Raw genomic sequence first — 18,756 nt, 5'->3', positions numbered from 1 at the left:
ACATCATGAATATCGTCGATATATTAGAAGAAATTGAAAAAGTAGATGGAGAAGTGTATGAACGCTTTAGTCCACGTAGAACTGCAATGAAAGAGTTTTTCAATGTAGGAAAAAAAATAAGTCTGGCTGCAGTACCATTGGCACTAGGCTCAATGTTTAACAAAGCATACGGACAAAGTACATTACCTGCTAATGTCAAAGCAGTATTGCAATTTGCTTTAACGCTGGAGCATTTTGAAGCCGCTTTTTATACTCAGGCATTGAAAACCACTGGTGGTGCGGATTTCTCAGGATCTACACAGGCAACTTTGGATAAAGCAGCTATTGGGATCATTTCTGCACATGAAACTTCACACGTTAATTTTTTAAAAGGAGTGATTGGTTCAGATGCAGTTACTGCTAAACCTAGCTATGACTGGACTGCAAGCGGTGCTTTCCCAAATCCATTTGCAACAGGTAATTATGGTATTTTTCTTGCCGTTGCTCAGGCATTGGAAGATACTGGAGTTCGTGCCTATAAAGGTCAGGCTCCAGCATTAGTGGGGCAGGGTGGCGTGCTCGAAGCAGCATTGAATATTCACTCAGTTGAAGCGCGTCATGCTGCGAAAATCCGTTACATGCGTGCACAGAATGGCTTTTCTATTAAACCATGGATTACCGGTGGTAATGATAGCGGTGTTGCAAATGCAGCAGCGGTATATGCAGGAGAAGAAAATGTGATCCAGGCAGGAATTACGATTACTGGAATTAATGGAACTGCAGTGACTGCGAATGCCGCTTCAGAATCATTTGATGAGCCATTAACTACACAGCAAGTATTAGATATTGTGAAGCTATTTGGGGTTTCTTAAATAACATAGGGATTTGTTTAGGTTTAAGATGGGGGGAGGAGCGAGTGCTCCTTCCCTTTTTTCTTTACCTTTTAATCACCTGTTCTTTAGTAATTGATAACTTGTTCTTCCAAATGTTCTGGAAGGTCACGGTAATTATACTGCTGACCACGAAGCTGAGGCTCGAAACCAGCTTCTCTGATCGCATCCTGAATTCCTTTCGCTGTAAAACGGTGTGGTGCACCAGCGGCAGAAACCACATTTTCCTCAATCATAATCGATCCAAAATCATTAGCACCTGCATGTAAACATAGTTCAGCTACATTTTTACCTACCGTAAGCCAGGAAGCCTGAATATTTTTAACATTAGGCAACATAATTCTGCTCAGCGCAAGCATTCTGATGTACTCATCTCCAGAAACATTATTGCTGATGCCCCTTAATCTCTTCAATAATGTGCCGTCATCCTGGAAAGGCCATGGGATAAAAGCAAGGAAACCTTTGGCATCTGCCGGTTTTTCGCTCTGCACTTCTCTGATCCACACAAGGTGTTCAAAGCGTTCTTCAATGGTTTCCACATGACCAAACATCATGGTAGCTGAGGTGGTGATGTCTAGTTGATGTGCTGCACGCATCACATCTAACCATTCTTTTCCACCGCATTTACCTTTGGAGATCAGCCTTCTCACGCGATCGTTCAGGATTTCTGCACCTGCACCAGGCAAAGAATCCATTCCTGCTGCTTTTAAAGCACTCAAAACTTCGGTATGTGAAATTCCTTCCAGTTTAGCCACATGGGCAATTTCTGGCGGACCTAAAGCATGGAGCTTCAGGTCAGGATATAATTCTTTTAACTTTCTAAACAGATCAGCATAGAATTTCAGTCCGAGGTCTGGATGGTGGCCACCCTGCAACAGTAACTGATCTCCGCCCAATCTGAAAGTCTCTTCAATTTTAACTTTATAAGTTTCAATGTCAGTGATATAGCTTTCGTCATGTCCTGGTCTTCTAAAAAAGTTACAGAACTTACAGTTCGCAATACATACATTGGTAGTATTTACATTTCGGTCTATCTGCCAGGTGACTTTCCCGCTAGGTACTTGTTTTTTCCTCAGTTCATTGGCCACATAGGCCAGTTCGGCAGTTGACGCATGGTGATACAGAAAAACGCCTTCTTCTTGTGTAAGAAAGTCGAATTTTAGCGCCCTATGCAATAATTCGGCTGTATTCATACTGCAAATATACCATAAGTTCCTTTCTTTTTATTTCACATTATTATCACATTTCCCTTTTGCTTTATGCTTATCTTTGCCAGATTATTTATATACATATGGTAGATTTTAACCGTTTTACATTGGCCAATGGATTGCGTGTCCTGGTACACGAAGATGATACAACGCCTATGGCGGTGTTAAACATTCTATATGACGTTGGTGCAAGAGACGAAGAACAAGATAAAACCGGCTTTGCTCATTTATTTGAACACCTGATGTTTGGTGGTTCTGTAAATATTCCGAGCTATGATGAGCCTTTACAAAGAGTAGGCGGTGAAAACAATGCTTTTACGAGCAATGACATCACCAACTATTACATCACTTTACCGGCTACCAATCTGGAAACGGCTTTTTGGTTGGAAAGTGACCGCATGCTGAGCCTTGCTTTTTCAGAGAAAAGTCTGGAAACACAGCGTAATGTGGTTTGTGAAGAGTTCAAACAAAGATACCTGAACCAACCTTACGGTGATGTTTGGTTGAAGCTGAGACCGCTTGCTTATAAAGCACATCCTTACCGCTGGGCAACTATCGGACAAGATTTAAAGCAGATTGAAGATGCTAAAATGGAAGATGTAAAAGCATTTTTCAAGAAACATTACCACCCGAAGAATGCCATTATGGTGGTTGGGGGAAATGTGAAAACTGAAGAAGTGAAAGCATTGGCTGAAAAATGGTTCGCTTCTATCCCTGCCGGGGAACAAATTGAAAGAAACCTTCCTGTAGAACCACAGCAAACTGCTGCCCGTGAGGAAACAGTGGTTGCAGAAGTGCCATTGAATGCAATTTACATGGCTTTCCAAATGCCGGATCGTGCGGATAAAGACTACCAGGTTTACGACCTGATGTCTGATATTCTTTCTCAGGGCCAATCTTCCAGATTATACAATAGCCTGCTTAAAGAACAGCAATTGTTCAGTGATATTCATGCCTACCTCACCGGAAGTATAGACAAAGGTCTATTCATTGTTGAAGGTAAATTGGTAGAAGGGGTGACGATGGAAGCAGCAGAAGCGGCGATCTGGAAAGAACTGAATGCCATTGCTACCGAAGAAGTGACTGTAGACGAGCTCACGAAAGTGAAAAACAAGTCGGAGTCTATCATCGTATTCGCAGAAATGAGCCTTTTAGATAAGGCCATGAACCTGGCTTATTATGAGTTATTAGGGGATGCAAATATGCTGAACACAGAGATCGACAGGTACCATGAAGTGACTTCATCGCGTATTTTGGAGGTGGCAAAACGCACCTTCGTTAAAGAACAGTCTTCAATTTTATACTATTTAACTGCCCAAGATGCTTAATCGTACATTAGCGCCTGAATCAAAACAGGTAGATGAAATAAATTTTATTCAGCCACTAAAACAGCAGCTAAATAATGGAATCCCTGTATTTACTATCAATGCTGGTAAACAGGAACTGGTACGTATTGAGTTTATCTTTGAAAACGTAAACTGGGACCAGAATAAACCATTACAAGCGGTTACCGTGAGCCACCTGATCAATAACGGAACGGCTAAATTAACGGCCAAAGAGATTGCTGAAAAGGTAGATTATTATGGTGCTTTTCTACAAACGGAATATGGTGCAGACCAGTCGAGCGTAAAAGTTTATACCTTGAATAAACACCTGGCTGCGGTATTGCCAATATTGCAATCTATCCTCAACGAAAGTGTTTTTCCTCAGCAGGAACTTGATATTTATGTACAGAATCAAAAACAATCTTTACAAGTAAGCTTGCAGAAGAATGATTTCTTAGCCAGAAAGCATTTTGCACATGCTATCTTTGGAGATTCCAGTTATGGTTCAAACATCGAAGCCGCAGATTACGAAGCGATACAGCAGGCAGATCTACTTAGCTATTTCAAAGCTGCTTATAAACCTGAAAACTGTACTATCTTTATTGCTGGGAAGTTTGAACAATCAGAGTTTGATCTTTTGAATAATATTTTAGGAAAAACCTGGAACAACAATGAGCCATCTGCAGTCAACAAATTCGACTTTTCTCCGATAGCGGGGAAGGAACTGCTGATTGAAAAGGCAGATGCGATCCAATCGGCCATCCGTATGGGGAAATTGGCTATCACCAGAAAACACAAAGATTTCCCTGGATTTCAAGTGATGAATTGTTTGCTGGGTGGGTATTTCGGATCCCGTTTAATGGCCAATATCCGTGAGGATAAAGGTTATACTTATGGGATTGGCTCCGCAATTGTTTCCTTGAAAGATGCTGGTTATTTCTTTATTGCTACGGAAGTTGGGACAGAGGTTTGTAACAACACCCTGATTGAAATCGAAAAAGAGATTGATTTATTAAAATCAGAGCTGGTTTCGGAAGAAGAATTGAATCTGGTACGTAATTACATGTTAGGCTCTATGCTAGGCAGTCTAGAAAATGCGTTTTCTCATGCAGATAAGTTTAAAAATGCATATTTCTCTGGCTTAGATTACACTTATTATGATAACTATATCAAAACAGTGAAAACGATCACACCAGAAGATTTAAAACAACTGGCCAACCAATATTTGAATACAACCGACTTTAGTAAAGTCATTGTAGGAAAGAAATAAAAAGCGTTTTTATGAAAATTGTCCTGGCTGCTATAGCTTAGCCAGGACAATTTTTTGTTTATCTGCCTGATGCAGCTTTTTACGAAAAGCCACATAATCATTGTATTTTTCGGCAGGATAGGTTTTATTAGAGATGATGATCTTACGCTGGTAAGTCAGTGTGTTATCTTTGATGACCACCGTTGCCGTATATTTTCCGAATTCAGAGTCCACAGCTACATCTTTAGGCGCAAACTCAATCTTGAATCCCTGAGGGATAGTATAGACGACCTCATCTTCATCCATGTAGCCATATGGTACCGCAAAAGGTGTTTTTCTATGTTCTATAGCGGTGAGTGTGTTTTCTATCCTATTTAATAAATTTAAGGTCAGGAATAGTTTATCTCCTCCTTTAGTGATCAGCTGACTACTCTTTAGTTGAAGACTGGAGTTGATCATGGGTAGGTTTTTATCCGGTCTGGTATAACTCAATGAGCTGATTTCCATATTTGGTATGGAGAAGGAATTCATCACCCTTTTACGCTGTTCTACGGGTTCCATCAACAGCATGCTCAACTGATCTTCATATTGTGCATTAGCATATTTACTGTCTATCTGAATTTCTGCCGATCCTTCTTCATGCAGTAGTACTTTGGAGCTGCTTTTCATGTAATTACTTTCCGGTTTAAGTACAGGTGTTTCTACAAGTTTTCCGCCTTCTTCCGTTACCAGTAATACCGTTTTTCCGGAGTTTCCTTTGCCAATATAGCCTACCGGAGTATAGCTACTAGTACATTCCAACCAGGTAGTATCTTTTCCCAGGGGCACACAAAGGATCATGTGGTTCGCTTGGTTCATGCTTGCGAATTTACGATCCAGAGAAGGCATCCCATTACCAATCACAACTAGGTTGGATTTGATTCCTGCTTCTTCCAATAGGGCTTTCATATAATTTGAGAGTCCTTTGCAATCTCCATAATTAACTGCAGATACCTTTTCTGCTGAGATTGGTCTAAAACCGCCAACGCCCAATTGAACGCTTACATATCTGGTATTTTCCTGTAGGTATTGATACAATAATTTTATTTTTTCTGCTGTAGATCCTGCATCTTTTATAATGTGATGCACTTTAATCTTTGCTGATCCTGTAAGCGTATGGCCATTTTTGCTCAGCTCAAATATCCAGGAGCCCAGATTTTTCCAATTCTCAATATTAGCTTTTGAATTGTCATATTCGAATTGATTTGGGGTAGGGCTAACCCAAGGCGTAACCGTTTTTATTCCAGTGCTTAATAATTCATATTCCAATGCTGGTGCCGCCATACAGGTCCATTTGTATTCCATCTTGTCTTTGACCAGGCTAGAATCAGTTTTTAGCCCTTTGCTATGCTGATACTTAAAACTGAGTTCTTTAGGAATTTTAAAGGTGTATTCCGATTTTTCAACGGCTATTCCAAAAGAATTTGTCGCAATCCAGGAAGTATAGGAAAGCAAGCCTTTATAATCTATCTGATAACTGTATTCAACGGTATAGGGGAAACTGGTATGTCTGAAATGCAAATATTTTACTCTGCTTTCTTCATATAGCGAACCATCAGAAACAGCGCTTTGATCTTTAAAATCTGTATTTCTGTACTCTTTAACTTTCTGGCCTCTTGAATCGTATAATGTTGCTTTTAAATTAGAGATACTGGAAAAATTATCGTAAAACTCGCTAAAGTCTGAACGACCTTCTCCACTTTCATTTAAAATAGTGATGGCAACTTTAAACTGTCTTGTGGCCGATCCTATACTCTTTACTTCATAGGTCATCGTCTCATTTCTAACTACAGAATGTGCATTTTCTAAAAGTGCTGCAGGAATTTTACTCACATCGTAAACTCCCTGGGCGGTCAAATTTAGGCTGGTAAAACCCACTATGACCATAAATATTATTCTTTTCATCCTTAGATCTTCTTTAATACCACTTGTTCTGCCTGCTTTCTCACGATGTTTTTGAAGAAGTTCTGTAGGTCTTTATACTCTTCGGGAGTGTACAGTGCTTTTTTGATGGATATTTTACTACTGATTTGTAGCTTATTTCCTTCTGAGGCTGTCAGAAATGTAAATGAAGCACTTTCATCACCTAAGTTTATTTTTTCACTTTTTGGCAATTTCTCCAATTGATAGCCAGCAGGAAACTCAATACTAATGCGGTACATTTCTTCTAAAGGATGCCCAAAATCAATTGGGAACTTTCTGTCTTCAAGCTTAAACGGATTTTCTGCAGTTCTATCATAGAGTAGTGGCATAAAGTAAAGTAGATTGCCTGCTTCTTCTATGTTATCCTCGATTTCTATATCCATAGTTTCTACAATAGCCTCATTTTGTTTATTTACATTGAGCAGTTCATATGATTTTATGCCCAAACCTGTTTTATTGCTCTTGAAACTTTTCAAATAAGCAGCTTCATTTATCGATTTCTGGTAGGTATTGCGAAAGTCCAAGCCTTCATAATTTGTGAGTGAAGAGTAACGTTTTCCAGTCAATTTATGATCTTCCCCCAATACCAGGGTATAAGTAATTTGTTTTCTACTCGCTTCTGGTTGTTCAATTGGTATCCAAACGCCTGCCTCTCCCTCTAAATCTACTTTAAGTCCTTCATGATTGAGGTTGTCAAAAGCAATTAGTCCTGGAGTATGATTTTTATTGATGGCATCCAGAAAAATATAAGCTTCGTCTTTGGGTATAGCAACAATCACATTGTCGAACTGAGTCAACATCGGCGATCCTGAATGGACTCCATTGCCTCTTGTACTCAATAGCACCGGTGAAGCAGGAATTCCGGCCTCATTTAGCAGGGCATAAAGCGTCAGGTTGATGTCTGCGGAGTTCCCTATCTTCTTTTCAATAACCGATTTAGGATTGTTTTCAGAAGTATAATAGTCCATTTTATTATTCCACTTGATGTTGTTTTTCACATAGTCGAAGATTAAACTGACTACATTATCGGGATTTTTCTCCTCTTTTATGATTTGTTGCACGAGTGTTTTCTGATAACTTCGTTTACTTGCGAACCCACCAAATTTTTGGCTCTCCTTAATCATTTGCACAATTTTCGGCCAGGTATTGGTGTAGTTCTTCCTGATCTGCTGAGGATACTGAATGCTACTCAGTTCAAAATCTATTTTGCTAACATAATCAGTTAGCGTCGTAATGAAGGGCTCTGACTTTAATGCAGGCACATTTTCTGCGGTATAAGTGCTTTCCACAGCATTTACATTCACATTTTCCGTACTGCTTGGTAGGTGGATTGATTCATTGGAATTTACAATCTTAGGGTTTAAGAAAACAAAGCCTCCTGCAGTGGTTTTATAAGTAAAATATTCGGGAATCTTTATTTTGTAGCTGGAATATAACACCGGGATGGTTTTTTGAAAGTACCAGTTTTTCAATGTGAAAATGAAATCGGAAGTCACTTTGTACTTGAATTCTAAGATTGAGCCCTCCTTTACATTAGGTAAAGTCATCTTTTTTAAGGTGTAATTTTTATCCTGTTTCTCGGAGAATTTCCCATCGCTATTGAGTTTGTAAGGAACTATTTTGCCCTTTTCCATATTGTAGGTACAGGCTTCCAGGCTACTTAAGGTACTCTCATAACCGTTGTTATTATAGAGCTGTATTTCCAGGTCTGCGAGGTCATACCCATTTTTATTGATGACCTTATAGCGGCAATGGCGCTCGTAAACAAAGACAAAATCTTTAGTTTTCGGGCTGATTTCAAACCATCCGCGGCCAATATCAAAGATGGCGATTCCAGCTGCAGCAGAATCAACTCCCGTCGGTTTAATGTCAAATTCTATAGGATTTATCTTCCCAAATTTGGATGTTTTGATTTCTTTGCCGTTTTCCTGGGCAAAGACATAGACTGAAGTCATGAGCAGTAGACTGCACAGTATTGACTTGATTTTATTCATGAGTGTTAATTTGATTGTGCAATATAAATACTTTTTCTCTATAGTAAAAATTTGTGGCCCGTTTTTATTTTTAGAATAAAGTAATTATCTTGTTGTTGCGCATAGCAGATGATAACTAGGCCTTTTAGGTAAGAAATTGATTTTTCCACAATTATCTAAACTATTAAATACAGATGGATTATTTGTTGATATTTGTGCCCAATTAAAATCTTTAAGCTAAATATGTCTCCGATTAAAATAGATGTGAACGACCTGACTTACAAAATAAATCCTGATTTGTCGACGATCGACTGGACTTACGTATGTGAGTTATTTGATAAGGTGGATTGGAGAACAAGGGTAGAAGCAGATATAGAAGCAGCTTTTAGAAGAAGCAGCTGGACTTTATTTATTTATAAAGAAGATCAGCTGATTGCTTTTGGAAGAACCATAGACGATGGCAGGTATTATGCCATCCTTGCAGATATCATTGTGGATCCTGATTTTCAGGGAAATGGGTTAGGTAAATACCTGGTGAATACCTTAAATGAGAAGCTGGGCGACAATTACCATTTCGTTAACCTGACCGCTGCTCCTGGTAAAGGCGATTTTTATAAAAGCCTGGGTTGGAAAAAACAGTCTACCTGTTATATCTGGCCTCAAGGACCGAAACAAAAAAGACTGCATACCGAGCCAGATCCGGAAGAACCTACAGCGTAATTCCCTAATCTGTGCTGAGGCTGGCAGTTTTCAGTGCTCTAAACGAAGAAGGTCTTCTTCCGGTCATCTTGAAAAAGGTGTTACTGAAGGAGGATATGCTATCGTAACCTACTTCATAAGCGATCTCACTTATCGTCAGATCGCTTTCTAATAACTTTTCCATTGCCTTAGTGATCCTGACCAGTTTCAGGTATTGAAAAAAAGAGATATCCAAAGAAGCCAGAAAAACACGAGATAAGGTGCGTTCAGAAAAACCGGTTGCTGCGGCAATGCGCTCCAAAGTCAAATCTTCCGATAAATGCTGATGAATGTACTGTAAAGCAGGACGCAAGCGCTCATTATCGGTAGTTGGCACCACAATTGGAAGCGGATGTTTACTGATATCCGGCAGAATGTTTTTCAGCGTATTTAAGAAATCATATTGCGGGCTGCCTGGCGTAATATTTCCATTCCAAAGTTCAGAATATTTGAGCATTTCCAATAACAAGTTGTTCACAGGATAAATGCCGATACGATCGAAAAAAGGGTCCTGATTTAAATCATCAGGTGTAAAATAGATATTTCTTACCACCGCAGATCTATATCGGTGTTCTAAATGGTGTGCAACACCCGCAGGAATCCAGAGGTAATGACGGCCAGGTAAAAAATAAGACTTGTCGTTCGCATATAGGAAAATTACTCCGCCCTCTACATAAGTTAGCTGACCTTTCAAATGTTGATGGTGACGAAATCGATCTTCAAACTTGCTATGCCATACATACGTACTTTTTGGCTGTTCATCTATGGCCGCTAATAGGCTTTCTTTACTGTTATGATCCATGTGGCTGGTTTGAACAAATATATGTCACTTTAGATAAAATAAAGAAAGAATTCTTAGCCGAAATTTGTAGCATTAAATAATATATATGAATTTTAGCTCGTATAAAAGAATATTCCTCGGCGGAATGACCTTTCTTTTATCCTCTCTTTTTACCCACGCACAAGGGCCTGTGGATCCAGGAAATCCACTTTCAATCCGCCAGGTTTGGCAGCTTACAGACAGCAACAGCAGGAAGATACAAATGACACAACTCGATGTGCTGGCTTCCGAAGCAGGAATTAAAGTGGCCAAATCGGAAAGGCTTCCTGAAATAGCCGCAAACGGGGTATTGGCACATATCTTTAAAATGCCCATTTATGAAAATGGATTGTTCCATACACCAACGCAATTCCCAGTAGAGCCAAAGTATTATAAAATATCCGGAGATGCTTACCTGAACCTTTACAATGGGGGTAAAACCAATCGTGAAATCGCCGCTTCAAAGACAGAAACTGAGCTGGCCATCGCCAAAAAGAACCTGAATAAACAGGAAATCCATTTCCTGGCTGCGGTATATTTCTATGATGTTTACCGCAATCAGTCGTATCAGAATTTGTTGCTGCAAGATATTAAAGATAGGGAGAAACAACTGCAGGAAATTAATGTCCTGTATAAAAATGGAACCGTCCTTAAAAGTGATGTGCTGCGTGCCGAACTGCGTTTGTCAAACAAAAAATGATGCTGACGGAAATTGAAAACAGCATCCATATTGCGGAGCAAAAGCTGAATATATTGATCGGCAGGGCTGACGATACACCTTTAATACCTGTCATTTCCGACCAGGAAACTGATCCGGTCTTAATTAAAGGACTGGCCAATTACCTCACAGCCGGACAATCGAATTCTTTTAAGCTACAGATTTCTGAGAAAGAACAAAAGCTTGGGGAGTTGAAATTGAAACAGGTAAAATCTAATATCCTTCCTTCTGTTGGCTTGTTCGGAGAGTATATGCTCGCCTATCCACAGATCCAGTTTTATCCTTATGCACTTGCTCCATATCGCAACGGTATGGCCGGCATCAAACTGAAAATCCCTATTTCTAACTTTTATACCAATAAACATAAGGTGAAAGTGGCGGAGATAAAACTGCATCAGCAGGAAGTAGAAGACGAAGACGTGAAAGACAATATTCGTCAGGAAGTACAGGAAAACTATATCCGTTACACGGAGTCTTTGAAACGAATAGAAGTGGCAAATGAAAACATTAAACAAGCTGCAGAAAGTTATCGAATTGTACAGAATACTTATTTCAACCAGTTGTCTTTATTGACGGATTTACTGGATGCAGAAACCCAGCTATTGCAATCTCGTTTTGAACTGACAACGGCAAAAGTAAATGCCAAAATACAATACTATCAATTAGAAAAAGCCGTAGGAAACCTATAATATGAACACGCAAACACAAAATAAAACAGATAAAAGAATTTCAGTAGTCACGACGGTCATTGCGGCTGTAGTGATGGTCGTTTTGCTGATCTGGGGAGGTAAAACCGTCTTCAGCTATTTACGTTTTGAAGAAACTAATGATGCCCAGGTGGAAGAGTATATCAATCCGGTTACTGCAAGGGTAAGTGGATATATCAAATCTGTTCGTTACATCGAAAACCAGGACGTTAAAAAGGGAGACACGTTGGTGGTGATTGATGACAGTGATTATACGGTTCAGCAAGAGGAAGCAGCGGCTTCACTTTCTAATGCAAAAGCACAGGTTTCCGTGTTGCAGAGCAATGTGCAAACGGCCAGTACACTCGCAAGTGCCAGTAAGTCAAAAATTGCAGCTGCTAAAGCAAAACTATGGAAGCAACAAGCGGATTATGATCGTTATAAAAAACTATTTGAGGCAGAATCTGCTACCCGTCAGCAGTTAGAAAGCATGCAAAGTATGCTGGAGGTGGCACAAGCTGAGTACAATGCTGCTCAAGAAGATTATGCAGCTGCAATTTCTAAAACTAATGATATTAAAGTGCAATCGGAAGTACTCGTTTCTGAAATTCAACGCAGAGATGCAGTGTTAAAAAGAAACCATTTGAATACTTCTTATACCGTGATTTTAGCCCCTTACAACGGTAAAATGGGTAGAAGAACTATTCAACCCGGACAACTGGTACAAAGCGGACAAACTATCGCCTATATCGTAGATAAAGATGCAGGAAAATGGGTAATCGCAAACTTTAAAGAAACCCAGATTGGAAAAATGTATGCCGGAGAATCTGTAACTATTGAAGTCGATGCTTTTCCCGGTCAGTCCTTTGAAGGGAAAATAGAATCTCTTTCTGCCGCAACAGGTTCCAGATTTTCTTTATTACCTCCTGATAATGCCACGGGTAATTTTGTGAAAATTGCACAGCGTATTCCGGTAAGAATTCGTCTCGAAGGTGCTGATGCCTCCTTAACAAAATTAAACGCTGGAATGAGCGCAACCGTTCACATAAAAAAAGACCATGAGTAAATCACTGCCCATTTTTAAGTCATGGGTTCCCGAATGGCTTATCAAACTGAGTATTCTATTACTGCTGTTATCTTCGGTATTGTTATTTGCTTTATCTACTGCAGATGGGGCAGCAGCAGCAGGGTATTATGGCATGGAACCTGCAGATGTGCAATTTTCCTTATTGCTATTTTATGCTGCAGTAGCTAGCTTTGCAGGGGTAGAACGTCGTTTTTTTGAACGTATCATCACCAAAGATTATCTCTTGATCTGTATCGTTCTCGAAATCCTGATCGCTTATTGCTGTTACCATACCCGGGAAATATGGCTGGTTTTTACTTTTAGATTTTTACAGGGAATTGTCAATTGCGGCATTACCAGTATTTGTCTGACGCTATTGTTTGGAAGATTAAAATCGGAGCATTCCAGAGAAGTAGGATATACCATATTTTATGGAATGATTCTGTGTGTATCACCAGTGACAGCTTTATTTGCCGCGCCTTTAGTAGAGAACTTTGAATACAATGTTTTGTACAAAGCAATTATCTTTTGTTTTTTGCCAACTGCAGCATTGCTGTTCTCGATTTTAAACCGTGTACACCTGATCCGTAAAAAACCTTTATATCAACTGGATTGGGCTAGTTTTTTACTGTTTGTGGTGATGCTGATCCTCATTGCTTATGTGTTAATTTATGGCCAGCAAAAAGACTGGCTGGAAGACCTAAGCATTGTTTACAGTATATTGGCCATCCTCAGCTTAGCTGTCTTGTCTGTATTGCGACAAAAAGCTTTAAAGCGTCCTACGGTGGATCTTTCTGTATTCAAGTATCGGAATTTTAGTGTTGGAATTGTTTTTTTAGTGATCTTATATCTGATTAGAGGTGCTTTTACCTTAACCAGTACTTACTTCATCACAGTATTGGGAATGGATTCCTTACATGCAAATGAACTCATGATTTTTAATATTTTAGGGATTATTGCTGGCTCCTATATTGCAATTCGCTTCTTGATTCTGCAAAAAATGCTGCGGGTATTATGGGTTGCTGGCTTTGCATTATTAGCCATGTTTTTTACGCTGATGTGCTTTCTGTTTGCAACAGAAGCAGATGCCAGTACTTTTATCCTGCCGTTATTTTTGCAGGGCCTGGGTGCAGGAATGGTGATGTCACCAATCGTGATGTTTATCGTATCAGCGGTGCCGGTTCAAATGGGCCAATCTGCAGCATCAGTTGGGGTATTGGTGCGTTTTTCGGCATTCAGTCTGAGTCTGGCCTTAATGAATTATTTTCAGTTGTATTTTAGAGGAAACCATAATAATGACATGAGGAGCGGATTAACGGTGCTGGATTTGGGCTTATCTGAGCGATTGACCGGCTATCAAAATGCATTGTCAAGTCATGGGATGTTAAAAGATGAAGCGGCAAAAGTTGCGGTCGGACTCTTAAATAAAGCGGTGCAAAAGCAAGCATTTCTCCAGTATTGTGTCAACTATTATGAAATTATTGCCGCACTTTGTTTGTTGACTATCGTGCTGATTGCACTTCAACCAGTAATCAGTAGAACGATGATTAATGTGAAGGGGAAAAGACCCGCTGCGGCAGGATTTTAATGTGCAAATACGGCTTACAAATGGGCTCTTTTGAATTTTATCAAACGATCATTCATTACTCATCAAAAAATTCAGTATTCATCAGAAGATAAGGCTTAATTCTCTTTTGATGAATACTGAAAATGAATACTGAATTAGGGATCAGGAAATATCAATTGATTTTTCCTGATTTTATTTCTTCATAAATTCTCTTACTTTCCAGCACAGGAATATCCAATGCTTTTCCATAATCCATGATCGCGCCGGCAAATAATTCCAGTTCTGTATGTTCTTTTCCGGATTGAATATCCAGTTGCAATGAAGTAGGGGTGGCGTAAGGAAAAGTAGCTGCCTTTTGAAATGTTTTTTCTATAATGTCAGATGGGATATCAATGTTTTTCTTGTGGGCAATCGACTTAATTTCTTCCATAATCAAGGTCGCTCGCTCACGTAATTTCGGGAGCTCATTAATTTCTCCAATTGACTGATTGTAACGGGCAGAAACCAGCCCAAAGCTAGCTATGAAGAAGAATTTCGTCCAGATGTCAGGGAAAGCATCCTGCTTATATTGAATGTCAATACCTGCGGATTTCATTAAGTTGATTAATTTCTGTGCATCATAATCCGGATATTTCGGGTCGTTTCCAACCACAATTTTACCTGCATTTCCTTTATGTTCTACGGTTCCTTTTTCTTTAATATGAGAAGCGACATATACGCAGGCGGGAAGTACAATGCCAGTATTGATCACCTTTCTAATCCGTTCATAAATGTCTACACCATTCATTAAAGGTAAAATCAGTGTATCGGCTTTGATTTTATCTTTTAACTCCATACAGACCTTTTCCAGGTCATATTCTTTGACACAAATTAAGAGCACATCTGCTGAAGGGAACATAGCAAAGTCTGAGTAGATTTTTGCTGGATGGGCGATTGGGTTTTCATGTTCTGGCGACAGTAAGGTCAAACCATTTTCTTTGACGACAGTATAAGTTGCTCCTCTGGCTATAAAAGAAATCTGCACTTCCTGCTGATCTGAGTAATGTTGTGCCAGCTTAAATCCGAAGTAACCGCCAACACCTCCAAGGCCAATGACAGTAATTTTTATTGTTGTTTCCATTTTATAGGGTAGTAAATTATGCATTGCAAATTATCACAATAAATCATTGAATGTGGTTTGTTTGTGTCAAATGATTCATATTTTTGAAAAAACTACCTATTTATGAAATATTTGTATTCCCTAATGATTTTGGGACTTCTTACAACAATTGATTCCAATGCCCAGCAGCAAAAGAAAGCTGCCCGAAAAACCAGTACCTCAACAACCTCAATCAGCAGTCAAAAAACTGAAAGCAGCCCTTTTTCTATTGGCCGGACAGATATAATTAAATCGAACATACTTGGCGAGAGCAGAACACTAAATATCTACCTACCCGATGGTTACCATCCGGATTCTGCAAAAACTTATCCGGTAATTTACTTGTTGGATGGTTCTGCAAACGAGGATTTTTTACATGTTGCAGGCCTGACTCAGTTTTTAAGTATGACGGAAACTATGCCTGCAGCAATTGTAGTAGGTATTGCAAACGTAGATAGAAAAAGAGATTATACTTTCCCTACAACTATTGCTGCGGACATCAAAGATTATCCTACTACCGGACATTCAGAAAAGTTCATCAGTTTTATCGGAAAAGAACTGCAGCCTTATATCGAGAAGAATTATAAAACAAATGTCAGTAAAATGTTGATTGGTCAAAGTTTAGGCGGCCTTTTAGCGACAGAAATATTGTTAAAATCGCCAGTATTATTCAACCAATACATGATTGTGAGCCCAAGTTTATGGTGGGACAATGAATCGTTGCTCGCTAAAGCACCTGAGCTGTTGAAATCATTGCCAGCTACAAAAACCAAAGTTTACGTTGCAGTTGGGAAAGAAGGAGCAGTAATGGAAGGTGATGCGAAAAAGCTGGCAGAAACCTTAAAGACGACTAATTTAGAAGTTCATTTTGTGTATTTCCCAGAAGGGAACCATGCCAATGTATTACACAATGCTTTGTACAAAGGTTTTGAACTTTTTAATAAAAAAAAATAACCTAAATGAAGCCGATAATTACTTCCAGTCTTATAGTAGATCAGCTGAGTATAAATGACGCTCCATTTATACTGGACTTGCTCAATACGCAAGGTTGGAAGCAGTTTATTGGCGAGCGAAATGTGCATGACCTACAGGATGCAGCACGTTATATTCACAAAATCATAAATGATCCGGCTGTCAGCTATCGGGTTGTTCGTTTAAAAGGTTCAAAAATCCCAGTCGGCGTTTTGACAATGATTAAAAGGGATGACTTAGCACACCACGATATTGGCTTTGCTTTTTTGCCAGGTTACGCTGGAAAAGGTTATGCTTATGAATCCGCATCGGCCTTACTGGAAGCACCAGAAGTTCTTGTTGCCCATTCTAGATTACTGGCCATTAGCTTAAAAGACAATGTCCGTTCTATTCGCCTTTTGGAAAAGTTAGGGATGACATTTGAGGAAGAAATCAACCGGGATTCCGAAAAGTTACTGCGTTATGGAATAGCGGTAAAAAGATCAGCGCTTTAAATAAGCCATGCCTTTAGAAGCAGGTAAGGTGTCTTTAAAACCAAACTTTTCATATAAAAATGAGGCATCGCCATCCGCGATCAAACTGATGTAACAGGAAGACGGTAATTCACTATTGATAAATTCCATCAGTTTCTCCATAATCGATTTTCCTATTCCTTTGCCTTGATATTCCGGCAATACGCACATATCGGTAATCTGACAATGGCAGCCGCCATCACCGGTAATTCTGCCCATCCCAATAGGTTTACCACCTTGTTCCGGATCGGAAACCAAGACCTCACAAACGGAATTTTTTAAACCTATTTCTGCTGCCTCCATTGTTTTTGGGCTCAAGCCAGCGTCTTTTCTTAAATTCAGATAAGTGGTCAGGGGGATATTTTTAAATTCGGCAAGGTAAGTCGTCATAAATCTATAATTTGAGTGTTCAAATGTAATGATTTTAGCCTGCTGGCTTAACAATTTGTTTATACTGCATCCTTAAGTTTGTAGGGTTAACGCTGTACTATGAAATTTAAAAGCCTGTGTTCCTGTGTGGTTATACTCCTGTTGCTGACGAGCTGTAAAAAGGATAAATCTACGCCTATCTACCCCGAAGGGAGCAATGAACAGATCAATACCTGGATCTTAGACAGCCTTCGTAAGTACTATTACTGGTCTGATGCGCTGCCTAAAACAGCAGCACTTGAACAAACTCCACCAGCGTTTTTTAATTCGATTAGGAATTCCGCAGATCGGTTTTCCTGGCTTTACCTGGCTAGTGATGCCAGCACTTTTACCACCAGCACACGTGCTTTATATGGTTTTGATTATGCCATATTTGAAGAACCATTAAGCAAACAGGTGCTTTGTGTGATTAAATCTGTCTTAAAGGGATCTCCTGGAGAGCGATCTGGCCTGAAAAGAGGGATTTACATCCGTAGAATTAATGGACAGGAATTTAGTAAGGACCGTATTCAGGCGTTGGAAAAAGAACTGATTAACGGGCGGAGTACGCTGCTGACTTTAGCTAAATTTCAGGATGGGGTGTTTTATGAAGATCGGGAACTAAACCTGATTGCCGGATTAACACCTTATGCACAGCCTGCTATTTCCCAAACTATGGAAAGTGGAGGGAAGCATATCGGGTATATTTATCTCGATGATTTTTCCGCCGGAACACTGAATGGATTACTGCCCATATTTTCTCAATTTAAAAACATAGGTCTGACTGATTTAGTCATTGATCTACGCTATAATTCTGGTGGGGAGGTGTCAGAAGCAGCAGGACTTTGCGCCATGATTCCGGCAGGAATAACCGCAGAAAGCCCATTTATTATATACAAAGGAAATAAAAATGGGGGCACCAGGAATGAATCTATTGGCACTGCAGCCGCTGATGTCCCCCTGGTGGATTTTAAAGCATTCTTACAACGTAATTTAAGCTTAAGCAGGGTGTTTGTATTAACAACAGCTGCAACGGCCTCAGCGGCTGAATTAGTGGTAAATAACTTGAAGCCTTACTTACAGGTTAAAGTTGTTGGTGCACAAACGCTCGGAAAAGATGAAGCCAGTTTTTTAATTGAAGATCAGCACAGTCCAAAAAAGGTAGCCTGGGAAATGTACCCTATCATTTATAAATTATTTAATGCCAATGGACAGGGAGGCTATCAGAATGGTATTTCCCCTGATATAGCCGTTAATGAATTGAATCAGCTGCCACTTTTGCCCTTTGGCGATGTAAATGATCCCTTGTTAAAAGCTGCGCTGAATCAGATTGGTTTCTTAAAGCCTGCAGTACTGGCCTCCAGCAGTTCTAGAATTTCCCTGCTCCAACAACAAAATGGAAATAAACCGGGCAATACAATGGTTTTTTCTGACACGCATCGGCAAAAAGCGCAAACTAGCCTCGTTTTCACACACCGGTAAAATGATGATGATAGGTATATATATTTGACTTAAGCTTAATACTGAGTTAAAATGAGGGCAGTA

The 18,756-nt window shown here is 39.6% G+C and carries 17 protein-coding genes; 11 read left to right on the top strand and 6 right to left on the bottom strand.

The genetic code is table 11. The features are described 5' to 3' along the window. Nucleotides 1-5 precede the first annotated feature (5 nt). Nucleotides 6-851, top strand: coding sequence for a ferritin-like domain-containing protein (locus tag AQ505_RS19460; protein ID WP_062549714.1), 846 nt, complete (start codon nt 6-8; stop codon nt 849-851). An 86-nt stretch (nt 852-937) separates the two neighbouring features. Here AQ505_RS19460 and AQ505_RS19455 read toward each other — a convergent pair whose 3' ends face one another. Then, nucleotides 938-2,062: a CofH family radical SAM protein gene (locus AQ505_RS19455; protein ID WP_062549713.1), complete on the bottom strand. Its 1,125-nt coding sequence runs from the start codon at nt 2,060-2,062 to the stop codon at nt 938-940. A gap of 98 nt (nt 2,063-2,160) precedes the next feature. Here AQ505_RS19455 and AQ505_RS19450 point away from each other — a divergent pair, with 98 nt between their 5' ends. Then, on the top strand, nt 2,161-3,405 hold the full coding sequence (locus tag AQ505_RS19450; RefSeq protein WP_062549712.1) for a M16 family metallopeptidase: 1,245 nt from the start codon (nt 2,161-2,163) through the stop codon (nt 3,403-3,405). Further along, on the top strand, nt 3,398-4,672 hold the full coding sequence (locus AQ505_RS19445) for a M16 family metallopeptidase (protein WP_062549711.1): 1,275 nt from the start codon (nt 3,398-3,400) through the stop codon (nt 4,670-4,672). Before AQ505_RS19450 ends, AQ505_RS19445 begins: the two co-directional genes overlap by 8 nt. Before the next feature lie 30 nt (nt 4,673-4,702). On the opposite strand, the gene AQ505_RS19440 is transcribed toward AQ505_RS19445, so the two are convergent. Both AQ505_RS19440 and AQ505_RS19435 read right to left on the bottom strand, forming a co-directional pair. Continuing rightward, nucleotides 4,703-6,595 (bottom strand): DUF3857 domain-containing protein, encoded by a 1,893-nt coding sequence (locus AQ505_RS19440; protein ID WP_062549710.1) that lies wholly within the window; start codon nt 6,593-6,595, stop codon nt 4,703-4,705. A gap of 2 nt (nt 6,596-6,597) precedes the next feature. Then, on the bottom strand, nt 6,598-8,607 hold the full coding sequence (locus AQ505_RS19435) for a transglutaminase domain-containing protein (protein ID WP_062549709.1): 2,010 nt from the start codon (nt 8,605-8,607) through the stop codon (nt 6,598-6,600). 222 nt (nt 8,608-8,829) lie between these two features. Between AQ505_RS19435 and AQ505_RS19430 the strand changes: the two genes are divergently transcribed. Further along, entirely contained in the window at nt 8,830-9,306 is a 477-nt protein-coding gene (locus AQ505_RS19430) for a GNAT family N-acetyltransferase (RefSeq protein ID WP_062549708.1), read from the top strand. A 4-nt stretch (nt 9,307-9,310) separates the two neighbouring features. On the opposite strand, the gene AQ505_RS19425 is transcribed toward AQ505_RS19430, so the two are convergent. Continuing rightward, nucleotides 9,311-10,126: an AraC family transcriptional regulator gene (locus AQ505_RS19425; RefSeq protein WP_062549707.1), complete on the bottom strand. Its 816-nt coding sequence runs from the start codon at nt 10,124-10,126 to the stop codon at nt 9,311-9,313. 85 nt (nt 10,127-10,211) lie between these two features. Here AQ505_RS19425 and AQ505_RS27000 point away from each other — a divergent pair, with 85 nt between their 5' ends. From AQ505_RS27000 to AQ505_RS19410, 4 genes are read left to right on the top strand one after another with little or no spacing between them, the layout of a single operon-like run. After that, complete coding sequence (locus tag AQ505_RS27000) at nt 10,212-10,844, top strand: TolC family protein (RefSeq protein WP_231634938.1); 633 nt, start codon at nt 10,212-10,214, stop codon at nt 10,842-10,844. After that, a complete protein-coding gene (locus AQ505_RS26995; protein WP_231634937.1) occupies nt 10,841-11,551 on the top strand; it encodes a TolC family protein in 711 nt (236 codons plus the stop codon). Before AQ505_RS27000 ends, AQ505_RS26995 begins: the two co-directional genes overlap by 4 nt. Nucleotide 11,552: 1 nt before the next feature. Continuing rightward, a complete protein-coding gene (locus tag AQ505_RS19415; protein WP_062549706.1) occupies nt 11,553-12,614 on the top strand; it encodes an HlyD family secretion protein in 1,062 nt (353 codons plus the stop codon). Then, nucleotides 12,607-14,202, top strand: coding sequence for an MFS transporter (locus tag AQ505_RS19410; protein ID WP_062549705.1), 1,596 nt, complete (start codon nt 12,607-12,609; stop codon nt 14,200-14,202). The genes AQ505_RS19415 and AQ505_RS19410 overlap by 8 nt, the downstream gene beginning before the upstream one ends. A 151-nt stretch (nt 14,203-14,353) precedes the next feature. On the opposite strand, the gene AQ505_RS19405 is transcribed toward AQ505_RS19410, so the two are convergent. Further along, entirely contained in the window at nt 14,354-15,301 is a 948-nt protein-coding gene (locus tag AQ505_RS19405) for a ketopantoate reductase family protein (RefSeq protein ID WP_062549704.1), read from the bottom strand. Nucleotides 15,302-15,403: 102 nt separating this feature from the next. Here AQ505_RS19405 and AQ505_RS19400 point away from each other — a divergent pair, with 102 nt between their 5' ends. Both AQ505_RS19400 and AQ505_RS19395 read left to right on the top strand, forming a co-directional pair. Then, nucleotides 15,404-16,273, top strand: coding sequence for an alpha/beta hydrolase (locus AQ505_RS19400; RefSeq protein ID WP_062549703.1), 870 nt, complete (start codon nt 15,404-15,406; stop codon nt 16,271-16,273). Nucleotides 16,274-16,278: 5 nt separating this feature from the next. Beyond that, entirely contained in the window at nt 16,279-16,785 is a 507-nt protein-coding gene (locus AQ505_RS19395; RefSeq protein WP_062549702.1) for a GNAT family N-acetyltransferase, read from the top strand. Here the strand turns inward: AQ505_RS19395 and AQ505_RS19390 are convergent. Further along, nucleotides 16,774-17,193 (bottom strand): GNAT family N-acetyltransferase, encoded by a 420-nt coding sequence (locus AQ505_RS19390; RefSeq protein WP_062549701.1) that lies wholly within the window; start codon nt 17,191-17,193, stop codon nt 16,774-16,776. The genes AQ505_RS19395 and AQ505_RS19390 overlap by 12 nt on opposite strands. 99 nt (nt 17,194-17,292) lie before the next feature. Between AQ505_RS19390 and AQ505_RS19385 the strand changes: the two genes are divergently transcribed. Continuing rightward, nucleotides 17,293-18,693 carry a S41 family peptidase gene (locus AQ505_RS19385; protein ID WP_062549700.1) on the top strand — a complete coding sequence of 467 codons (1,401 nt, stop codon included), beginning with the start codon at nt 17,293-17,295 and terminating at the stop codon, nt 18,691-18,693. Nucleotides 18,694-18,756: the final 63 nt, after the last annotated feature.

The sequence above is a fragment of the Pedobacter sp. PACM 27299 genome (genome assembly GCF_001412655.1).
Lineage (GTDB): Bacteria > Bacteroidota > Bacteroidia > Sphingobacteriales > Sphingobacteriaceae > Pedobacter.
The sequence above is the reverse complement of the archived record's forward strand: the minus strand, read 5'-3'. Positions and strand labels throughout refer to the sequence as shown.